11 protein-coding genes and 1 riboswitch are annotated in these 10,000 nt (G+C 45.0%); of the genes, 5 read left to right on the top strand and 6 right to left on the bottom strand.

Annotated elements, in window-relative coordinates; translation table 11 throughout:
• The 3 genes from gpmI to LDL40_RS10010 form a co-directional block, all read left to right on the top strand.
• Positions 1 to 769: 2,3-bisphosphoglycerate-independent phosphoglycerate mutase (gene gpmI, locus LDL40_RS10020; protein WP_300995196.1), on the top strand; the 769-nt coding region annotated here is incomplete at its 5' end.
• Entirely contained in the window at positions 769 to 1,932 is a 1,164-nt protein-coding gene (locus LDL40_RS10015) for a murein hydrolase activator EnvC (RefSeq protein ID WP_300995195.1), read from the top strand. The genes gpmI and LDL40_RS10015, both read left to right, overlap by 1 nt.
• A gap of 3 nt (positions 1,933 to 1,935) precedes the next feature.
• The gene (locus LDL40_RS10010) at positions 1,936 to 2,985 is read left to right on the top strand and encodes a divergent polysaccharide deacetylase family protein (RefSeq protein ID WP_300995194.1); all 1,050 of its coding nucleotides are present in this window, start codon (positions 1,936 to 1,938) and stop codon (positions 2,983 to 2,985) included.
• A gap of 86 nt (positions 2,986 to 3,071) precedes the next feature.
• Here the strand turns inward: LDL40_RS10010 and rpoH are convergent, their stop codons facing one another.
• On the bottom strand, positions 3,072 to 3,926 hold the full coding sequence (gene rpoH / locus LDL40_RS10005; protein ID WP_300995193.1) for an RNA polymerase sigma factor RpoH: 855 nt from the start codon (positions 3,924 to 3,926) through the stop codon (positions 3,072 to 3,074).
• 212 nt (positions 3,927 to 4,138) lie between these two features.
• On the opposite strand from rpoH, the gene LDL40_RS10000 reads away from it, so the two are divergent.
• Positions 4,139 to 5,359: an EAL and HDOD domain-containing protein gene (locus tag LDL40_RS10000; RefSeq protein WP_300995192.1), complete on the top strand. Its 1,221-nt coding sequence runs from the start codon at positions 4,139 to 4,141 to the stop codon at positions 5,357 to 5,359.
• Positions 5,360 to 5,367: 8 nt separating this feature from the next.
• Here LDL40_RS10000 and ftsX read toward each other — a convergent pair whose 3' ends face one another.
• The 3 genes from ftsX to ftsY are packed head-to-tail and all read right to left on the bottom strand — an operon-like array spanning position 5,368 to position 8,218.
• Complete coding sequence (gene ftsX / locus LDL40_RS09995; protein WP_300995191.1) at positions 5,368 to 6,348, bottom strand: permease-like cell division protein FtsX; 981 nt, start codon at positions 6,346 to 6,348, stop codon at positions 5,368 to 5,370.
• Positions 6,345 to 7,028, bottom strand: coding sequence for a cell division ATP-binding protein FtsE (ftsE, locus tag LDL40_RS09990; protein ID WP_300995190.1), 684 nt, complete (start codon positions 7,026 to 7,028; stop codon positions 6,345 to 6,347). Before ftsE ends, ftsX begins: the two co-directional genes overlap by 4 nt.
• 2 nt (positions 7,029 to 7,030) lie before the next feature.
• Positions 7,031 to 8,218: a signal recognition particle-docking protein FtsY gene (gene ftsY, locus LDL40_RS09985; RefSeq protein WP_300995189.1), complete on the bottom strand. Its 1,188-nt coding sequence runs from the start codon at positions 8,216 to 8,218 to the stop codon at positions 7,031 to 7,033.
• Between the two features lie 84 nt (positions 8,219 to 8,302).
• Here ftsY and rsmD point away from each other — a divergent pair, with 84 nt between their 5' ends.
• Positions 8,303 to 8,896 (top strand): 16S rRNA (guanine(966)-N(2))-methyltransferase RsmD, encoded by a 594-nt coding sequence (rsmD, locus tag LDL40_RS09980; RefSeq protein WP_300995188.1) that lies wholly within the window; start codon positions 8,303 to 8,305, stop codon positions 8,894 to 8,896.
• A gap of 80 nt (positions 8,897 to 8,976) precedes the next feature.
• Here the strand turns inward: rsmD and LDL40_RS09975 are convergent, their stop codons facing one another.
• Complete coding sequence (locus tag LDL40_RS09975) at positions 8,977 to 9,345, bottom strand: DUF3718 domain-containing protein (RefSeq protein WP_300995187.1); 369 nt, start codon at positions 9,343 to 9,345, stop codon at positions 8,977 to 8,979.
• 170 nt (positions 9,346 to 9,515) lie between these two features.
• A riboswitch (cyclic di-GMP riboswitch) is annotated at positions 9,516 to 9,599 on the bottom strand.
• Between the two features lie 107 nt (positions 9,600 to 9,706).
• Positions 9,707 to 10,000 (bottom strand): DUF416 family protein (locus tag LDL40_RS09970; protein WP_300995186.1); only part of this gene is annotated, 294 nt, incomplete at its 5' end.

The raw sequence follows: 10,000 nt of genomic DNA, 5'->3' as shown, positions 1-10,000 counted from the left end.
TATGAACTTCCGCGCAGACCGCGCCCGTCAGTTTAGTCGCGCTTTTATAGATGCGGATTTCTCAGGTTTTAACCGTGAATACCAACCACAACTTTCCAGTTTTGTGATGTTGACAGAATATGCGGCTGATATAAAAGCACCATGTGCCTACCCACCAGAAAGTCTGAACAACGTCTTGGGGGAATGGCTTGCTAAACATCAAAAGACTCAGTTGCGTATTTCAGAAACTGAAAAATATGCCCACGTCACCTTCTTCTTTAGCGGCGGTCGTGAAGATGTATTTGACGGTGAACAACGCATACTGGTGCCATCTCCTAACGTGGCCACTTACGATTTGCAACCGGAAATGAATTCCACCGAGCTGACCAACAAGCTAGTCGATGCTATTCACAGCGGTGAGTTTGATGTGATTATTTGCAACTATCCAAATGGCGATATGGTGGGCCACACAGGTATTTTATCTGCCGCCATCAAAGCTGTTGAAGCTGTCGATCATTGTATTGGTCGTGTGGTAGATGCCTTGCAACAAGTGGGGGGGGAATGTTTAATCACTGCCGACCATGGTAACGCCGAACAAATGATGGATCCGGAATCTGGTCAGGCTCATACCGCCCACACCAGTGATCCTGTACCATTGATATATGTAGGCCGTCATGCTGCTGTGACGTCAGGCGGTATTTTAAGTGACATAGCCCCAACTATGCTGCACTTGATGGGTATGCCTATTCCGCCAGAAATGACAGGCAAAATTCTCATGAAGTTAAATTAATGCCATTTAGATCTGTGAACTATAAAATAAAGATGCAGCAGAGCTTAGCTCTGCTGCTCTGTTTAGGCTCGATGCCAGTGCTGGCTCAGGACCAAAAAGAGGTGCAACAGGAACTGTCGCAACTCAAAGGTCAAATACAGAAAACCGAACAGGAACTGCAGCAACAGCAAAAAGCTTTTAGTAAGGCGCAGGAATTATTGAAATCCGCCGATCAATCCCTGGCAAAACTAACGCGACAAATTCGGCAAAATAATGACGAACTTGCACTAGTGCATCAGCGGCAGCAGCAACTGGAACTTGAACAGCAACAGTTACAACAAAGTTTCGAATTACAAAAGTCTTTGCTTGCACAGCAACTCAAAGGCGCTTTTGTGACAGGTGACCATGATTACACCAAAATGCTGCTCAACCAGCAAAACAGTAATAAGCTGGAACGGGTGCTGACTTATTATCAGTATCTGAATCAGGCGCGGATGCAACAAATCAGCAAAATACAACAGACAGCGGATTCGTTAAAACAAGTAGAGCTCGAGCTCCAGCAAAAGGCTGAGCAACAGCAGGAATTGCAGGCTCAATTGAAGCAACAGCAGCAAGAACTGCTCAACGCCAAAACCAGTCAGTTGGCATCTGTGAAAAAAATGAAAAGCTTTTTGACGGATCAAGCGCAACAGCTGGACTACCTGAAGCAAAATGAACAAAGCCTGCAAAGTACTTTAGGTAAACTAAAGGCTGCGGCTATAGCGGCTAAAAAGCGGTTAAATCTGCCCAAAACCAAAGGTAAATTACCCTGGCCTGTGCAGGGCGATATTTTACAGGGCTATGGCGAAAAACGTCTGGCTGGTGTCAGTTCCCGCGGCATTTTAATTGCTGCGGCCGAAGGCTCTAAAGTTAAAGCTGTAGCTGATGGTCAGGTGATTTATGCTGATTGGCTAAAGGGCTATGGCTGGGTCATAGTGCTGGACCATGGCAATGGTGTGATGAGCTTGTATGGCCACAACCAAACTTTATTAAAAAAACCAGGTGAGTCGGTTAACGCCAGTGAAGCTGTGGCCTTAGTGGGTGCCAGTGGTGGTCAGGCTCAGGCCGGATTGTATTTTGAGATCCGGCAAAAAGGCACAGCTATTAATCCTATTACCTGGTTACAGAAACGCGCAGGATCCTAGTGAATGAAGTATGTACTGAGCTTAGCTTTTGCGCTTTGCAGTTTGCCCTCTTTTGCCGCCAAAGTGGCTATAGTGATCGATGATATTGGCTACCATCAGATTGACTACAAACTATTGGCCTTACCTTATGATCTGACTTTTGCTGTGATCCCTCACACGCCGCATAGCAACGAGGTAGCTAAAGCAGCGTATCAGCAGCAGCGGGACGTTATTTTGCATATGCCAATGGAGTCTGCGCGGCGAGCCGACTTAAGTAAAAATGCGTTAAAAGTTACTATGAGTCGGCCTGAAATAGAGCGTAAATTGCAGGCAGCTTTTGCTGATGTGCCTTACGCTATAGGCGTCAATAACCATATGGGCAGCTACTTCACTGAGCAGGCCAAAGTGATGGATTGGACTTTAGGGTACATCGCCAAACGTCAGCTGTTTTTCCTCGACAGCAAAACCACAGCCCGCAGTCAGGCTGCTGCTTATGCCAAAAAACACCAGATCCCTTTGTTAACCCGTCAGGTATTTCTGGATAACGACAGGTCTTATAAAGCTTTAGATAAACAATTTAAGTTGATGATTAAATTAGCTAAACAGCACCAATCTGCTATAGCTATTGGCCATCCCTACCCAGAAACTTACGCTTACCTGAAACAACATTTAGCAGATTTAACAGGACAAGGTATAGAAGTTGTGAAGCTTTCCGCTTTACTGCCAGCAGACTATGAAGTGATGACCGCAGCACAAACGGCAGATGTGCCCTTGTCTTTACCTGAACGGGAACCGGCACGGTTGGCCAGAGCAACCACTAGTGAGAAAAAACCAATGCATACTGAAGCAAAAGTAGAATTCAATGAACCTGTTTATCTCCCTGCAATAGAAGAACCAGAGGCTATCATTGCCATGTACAGCCAAAACTGGGATATACCTGAATTGCTCAACCCTTTAACCTTGGCCCCGATAAAACCAGCGCCTGTCCTGACTCAAAAGCCCTGGTCTTTGCCTGAAGCTGTTAAAAAGCCGACAAACTCTTTACCTTTTTATCAGTTGGGAAGTAGTTATTAAACAACAAGGGTCAGAGTAAAACTAAACCGCCGCTTTAGTTTTACTCTGACCCTCATTAGTGGATGCCGACTGCTTGGCGCTGCTTATTAAGCTGCCATTGCTGTCTGAAGTTTTTTCATTGCGTTCTTTTCTAGCTGGCGAACCCGCTCAGCAGAAACCTGATACCGGTCTGCCAATTCCTGCAATGTCAGTTTTTGATCGTCCAGCCAACGAGCACGGATAATATCCTGACTACGTTCATCCAGCGTACGCATGGCAGCCTGTAATCTGTCTACTGATGCGTTATCCCATTGGTCTTCTTCAATACGGTTGGCTAAATCTGAACCTTTATCCTGCAAATAAAACACCGGAGCAGTGTAGTTGCTTTCGTCTTCATCATCCGATGCATCAAAAGGCATATCGTGGTTGCTCATACGGGACTCCATTTCCAGCACTTCGTGCACAGGAACCCCCAACGAATCAGCAACACTTTGTACTTCTTCCTTACTGAACCAGCCTAAATGCTTTTTGGCTTTACGCAGGTTAAAGAATAATTTACGTTGTGCCTTTGTAGTTGCCACTTTGACAATACGCCAATTTTTCAGCACAAATTCATGAATTTCAGCTTTAATCCAGTGCACCGCAAAAGACACTAAACGCACCCCCACGGAAGGATCAAAACGTTTCACTGCTTTCATCAGGCCTATATTACCTTCCTGAATTAAGTCGCTGATAGGCAAACCATAACCAGAATAGCTACGGGCAATATGCACTACAAAACGTAGGTGAGACATAATTAAAACGCGGGCCGATTCTAAATCGCCGTCTTGTTGCAATTTTTCAGCTAAAGAACGTTCTTCTTCTGCTGTGAGCATTGGGATAGTACTTACCGCATGAGTGTAAGCTTCAAGGCTGCCACTTCCAGCCACTGTCAGAGTCATCATTTGTGAAGCCTGAGTCATGTTCTTTCCCCCTAATCGCTTGATTGGCTCAAATATTAGCACTCTTTAACGGAGAGTGCTAAAAAAATTTACTGGTTTTAAGACCCTAATTGAATAAGCCCAAATTTTTAATAATATCAATTCATATGTAGGCATAGGTTTTTCTTATATGATAAATTTAGAACTTGTGATCATCGCTTATAAATACAATAAAAATCAGCAAGGCTAATTCAATGTATTGTTATGTCGCGCGTCAGCCAATTTTTGATCGCCAAAAGACCGTCACTGGCTATGAGTTGTTATTCAGAGACGGAGTGGACAATTGTTTTCCCAATATTGATGCCGATGAGGCCACATCCAAACTGATCACTCAACACCACTTATTATTGGGTGTTGAGAAAATAACAGGCGGTAAGCAGGCCTTTATAAACTTCTCTGCGGACACATTAATCCACCATTTCCCTACTTCTATTGATCCCAATAGTATGGTGATTGAAATACTAGAAACCGTACCTATTAGTCATGAACTGCTGACTGCCTGTAAAGAGCTGCATAAAATGGGTTATCGCCTCGCTTTGGATGACCATAACTTTGACGCCAAGTGGGACGTATTTTTACCTTACATCAGCATCATTAAGGTCGATGTGCAGATGTTCAATATATTGCAAATAAGCAAATATCTGCGCCGTATTGCCGCCTACCCTGTCACTCTACTGGCTGAGAAGGTAGAAACTGCGGATGAATACGAACAACTAAAACAACTGGGTTTTGACTTGTATCAGGGTTACTTTTTTGCCAGGCCTGAAATGTTAAAACACAAACAACTAGGCAGCAACAAACTGAATTTGCTGGCCCTGATCAGTGAATCCAGCAAGATAAGGTTAGATTTCGACGGTTTGGCGGCCATAGTTGAACGGGATTTAGATATGTCCTACAAGTTGTTAAGGTTTATCAACAGCGCCAACTTTGCCCGTAAACAAAGTATAGGCTCACTAAAGCATGCCATGGTCTATATGGGAGAAGCCGAACTAAAGAAATTTATTTCGCTACTGGCTCTGGCCAACCTTGCAGAGGGTCATTCTGATGAGCTGCTGGTGATGTCTTTGATCAGAGCACGTTTTTGTGATCGACTGGCGAATATACGTGGCGATCAGGAAAACCCTCCTGCGGCGTTTTTAACGGGTCTGTTTTCGTTGGTGGATGCGTTATTGGAGCAACCTTTGGCAGAGTTAATGGCTCAGCTACCTCTGTTACCTGAAATAAAACAGGCTCTGCTGGAAAACATCGGTGTGTTGGCAGACTATTTGGCTATCGAACGCGCTTTTGAACAGGGTCTATGGCAACAACAAACTCAGCTGTCATCGCGCATGGTTCCAGAATCTGTTGATTTAAATCTGGTTTATTTTGAAGCTGTGGAATGGGGCCAACGCTTGCTGGCAGTGCAACAGCATTAGCCCTGGATTTACAGACCTGTGGCTTCGATTTGGCTGATATTACGCCGGACTGCCAGCAAGGAGCCAACAAAGCCTAAGCCAACAGCAACCAACAACAAATAACCTAACTCTGCCAAACTCAGAGGTTGCAGAGTAAAGCTACTTTCATATAGCTGAGTCACGCTGACGATGGCTTGTTTTAACCACCACAGCAGTACTTCTTCTATTAAAAAGGTCAGAATGCCACCAAAAAAGCCAAGCCAGATCCCTGTATACAAAAAAGGACGCTGAATATAACTATTGGTCGCTCCAACCAATTTCATCACTTCAATTTCATCCTTTTTATTCAGGATCATGAGTCGAATCGTATTCCCAACGACCAGCAGTACAGCCACTATCAGTAACAAAGCTACAGCAATAGCCACCTGACGCACTAAACTGACAATGGCGTCCAATCGCTCCAGCCAGCCTATATCCAGCTTGGCCAGCTCTACATAACGCTCTTGCTGTAAGGTGGCGAGCAAAGCCGAAGCCGCTACACTGGAGGTATTTTTTGGACTAACCAGTATGACATGAGGTAAAGGATTGTCTTCGATATAACTTAAAGCATCACCAAAACCTGATTCTGCAGTAAACTCTGCCAGCGCCTGACTTTTATCAATAAATTGCACATCCGCCACCTCAGGGTTAGCTTGCAATAAAGCAATGAGTTCAGCTATCTGGGTTTCATTGGTATCGGCTTTTAAAAACAAGCTGATTTGCGCAGCCTGATCAACGCTGCTACTGACTTGCTGCAGGTTTTTGACCATTAAATGCAAAGTTACAGGTAAGGTCAAACTGACGCCCAATACGGCGACCGTTAATAATGAAGAAGCGGGCGTAAGCCAAATCTCCCCTAAGCTGGCCATGGCCTGACGCAGATGATGCACCCAAAACATAACAAATCTGTTCCACAGACTTTGTTTCACCGCCGTCGCTCCTGTGGCTCGGCCCTGAAATAAAATACTCATTCGTCTGCTCCATAAGACGTTAAACCGTCATTGATCATACGGCCATTTTTTAACGTCAAAGTGCGATATCTCATACGCGCCAACAAGCTCAAATCATGACTGGCAATCAACACCGAAACGCCCACCTGATTAAAGGCTTCAAATACATTCATAATATCTTTGGATAAATCCGGGTCCAGATTCCCTGTTGGCTCGTCCGCTAACAATAAAGGAGGTCTGTTCACTACGGCTCGGGCAATGCCTACACGTTGTTGTTCACCACCTGATAAGGTATGTGGAAGGCAACGCACTTTATCCAGCAGCCCGACTTTATCTAAAGCCGCGTGCACCCTTTTGATCATATCTTTGCCGCTGAAGCCTTCAATCACCAAAGGTAAGGCTACATTGTCAAACACACTGTGGTTCATCAGCAGCTTGTGATTCTGGAAAATCATGCCTATATCTCGGCGCACATAAGGCACCTGCCCTCTACTGACCCGGCTTAAGTCCACACCATTGATAAAAACTTTGCCTGTGGTCGGTCTTTCAATCAGGCTAATGAGTTTTAACAGAGTACTTTTACCAGCTCCGGAATGTCCTGTTAAAAAAGCCATTTCACCTTTTTCCAGATGGAAGCTGACTCTATCCAGCGCGACAAAACCACCGCTGTAACTTTTTGTGACTTGCTCAAAACGCAACATAATCAGAGATCCCTGGCAAACAATGCCTTGATAAAATCTTTACTGTCAAACACCCGCAAGTCATCAATGCCTTCGCCAACACCAATGTAACGAATAGGGACTTTAAACTGGTCAGCAATCGCAAAAATCACCCCACCTTTCGCTGTACCATCAAGCTTAGTTAAGCTGATCCCGGTAATATCGACAGCTTCTTTAAATAAGCGAGCCTGACTTAACGCATTTTGTCCTGTGCCGGCATCCAGTGTCAGCATCACTTCATGTGGGGCATGGGCATCGATTTTTTTCATCACCCGAACAATTTTTTTCAGCTCTTCCATCAAATGAGCTTTGTTTTGTAGACGACCAGCGGTATCGGCAATCAATACCTCTATGCCACGGGCTTTGGCTGCCTGATAAGCATCAAAAATCACCGAAGCACTGTCAGCACCACTGTGCTGAGCGATCACTGGAATCGCATTACGCTCGCCCCACACCTGTAACTGCTCCACAGCTGCAGCTCTGAACGTATCGCCAGCAGCTAACATCACTGATTTACCTTGTTGCTTAAACTGCTGCGCCATTTTGCCTATAGTGGTGGTTTTACCCACGCCATTGACCCCCACCATCAGTATAACAAAAGGACCCTCTGCCCCCTGCAATTGTAGGGGTTGTTCAACTTCATCCAACAAAAGGGCCATTTCCTGCTGCAGTTTGTCATACAAAGCATCAGCATCTTTTAACTGCTTCCGATCTGCATGCTGTACCAACTGTTTAATCAATTTTTGACTGGTATCAACCCCAACATCAGCCATTAACAGCTGAGTCTCTAATTCTTCGTATAAATCGTCATCGATTTTTTTGCCTAAAAACAGACTGGCTAAACCGTTACCCAAATTTTGGCTGGTTTTAGTCAGTCCTTGTTTCAGACGGGCAAAAAAGCCAGGCCGCTCTGCGGGTTGAGGTTGCAAAGTAATGGCGGGAACAATACTGGCCTGGGGAGCAGGAGCCATAGGCTCTGACTCATTGACCTGAACTGAGTCCTTAGTTTCAGTGACTTCTGTCTGTATCCCATCAGCTTCAGCTTTTTGTACTTGAGGGTCAGCCTGTTGCACCGCAGGCAGATTTTGCTGTTCTGCTGCTGTTTCAGCAGGTGCAGCCTCTGCTTTTTTACCAAAACCAAGCCAGGAGAAGAGTTTATTTTGCTTTGTCATAAAGGTCGCTGCCAGAAGATCCGAAAACTAAGGTAAAATTGACTCATATAGTACCATCTTTAAGATGCAGGACAAAAATACTCAATGAAAACAGTAAAGGGCCGAAATAGCGCTCCGGCGCATCAGGGACCAGGTTTTGTCAGACTGATCAGTGGCAAATGGAAAGGCCGGCGCTTACCTGTATTGGATGCAGCAGGATTAAGACCTACCTCAGATCGGGTGAAAGAAACGTTGTTCAACTGGTTAATGCAGGATGTGGCAGGTAGTTCTGTGCTGGACTGTTTTGCGGGCAGTGGTAGTTTAGGTTTAGAGGCTTTATCAAGGTACGCCGATTTTGTCTTATTACTGGAGAAAGATGCCAAAGCCGCTCAACTGTTGAAACAGCACTTAAAAAGTCTTGGTAGTGATCAGGCTGAAGTTCAGCAAACCGACACTTTGTTGTGGTTACAAAAACCAGCGCAGCGTCAATTTGATCTGGTTTTTATTGATCCACCTTTCCGGCACGATATGGCCATACCTTGCTGTAAAGCATTGGCCGAGCAAGGCTGGCTCAAACCAGGCGCTTTAATTTATCTGGAAACAGAAAAAGAACTGGCTGTGGATCAACTGCCAGCAGAATGGCAATTACTGAAAGAAAAAGTCGCGGGGCAATTGGCGTATCGGCTCTGGCAAGCCTGATTCCCCAGACTATGAGCCGAAGCTCAGTAACAGCCAATAAAAAAGGCGCCATCAGGCGCCTTTTTTAACTTCAAATTCTATTAGCTTGCGCTACGGGCTTTGATCGCTTCCAGAATTGGAGAAGCAGCAAAACCGTTGCTGGTCGCCCATTCTACGTCGCCTGATTTAGCAACCTGGCTGCCTGGTAACTGCTTGATGATGAACTCGGCAGTATCAGCGGCGTTGTGTTTGATCGCATGACGCACTAAAGGCAAACCGTTACATACGATACCATCGTAGATGCTTTTTAAACGTAAACGGTTATCAGACAATGCTTTACGCAGGTCATTTTTGTTGTTATCAGCAACATAAGCACAGATTGATTGAACCATCTGGTCGTTTGCTGAAGCAGTTGGTGCAACAAATTGAGCGGCGGCGATAGCGATTAAAGCAACAAATTTAAATTTCATAATAAGCTCCGGTGTTGGCTAACACTGATCGTCAGATCAGGCTGATTGGTCTGTGTAAACAGGCTGAAACTTCAACAACAGCATTATTGCTGTTATTCATCAGCGAACACGAAAGGAGGAGCTTTGATACCAGTAAACTGGCTTAGATGCGTCCTACGTAACCACAAGATTACGGCAGCCCAGCCATCATAGGTTTCCCCTTAGATCTGCAGCTTTGCGTGTACTCCCTTTCGGGAGACTTGCCTTTCGAGCGCGCGCATTTTAAGCAGCGACTAGTTATTATGCAAGAAAAATTTTATGACTTTTCTATAAAGTTAAAGCATTGACTCTAAAAGAACTATTGCCTCAGACTGCAAGACTTTCAGACGTCTGAGTTTTGAATTTCGGGAACAAGTTCCATCCCTAAATTGCTCAAACCTTGCTCACGAACCCAGGCTTTTAGCATTTGCACCTGTTCACGCTGAAAACCATCATTTAACGGCGTCACCAGTTCGATAAGCTCTGACAGACAGTCCATTTCATATTCCATCAGTTCGTGGTCACGCACCCACTTTTTCAACTCAGCTTCTGTCGTGATATCAATATCTTCGGCCTGGTATTCAATCAAGCGTGCAACAGAGGCCTGAGATATTTTGGCCACATTGACGAATTCAGC

The sequence above is a fragment of the Rheinheimera sp. genome (assembly GCF_020217005.1).
GTDB lineage: Bacteria > Pseudomonadota > Gammaproteobacteria > Enterobacterales > Alteromonadaceae > Pararheinheimera.
The sequence above is the reverse complement of the archived record's forward strand: the minus strand, read 5'-3'. Positions and strand labels throughout refer to the sequence as shown.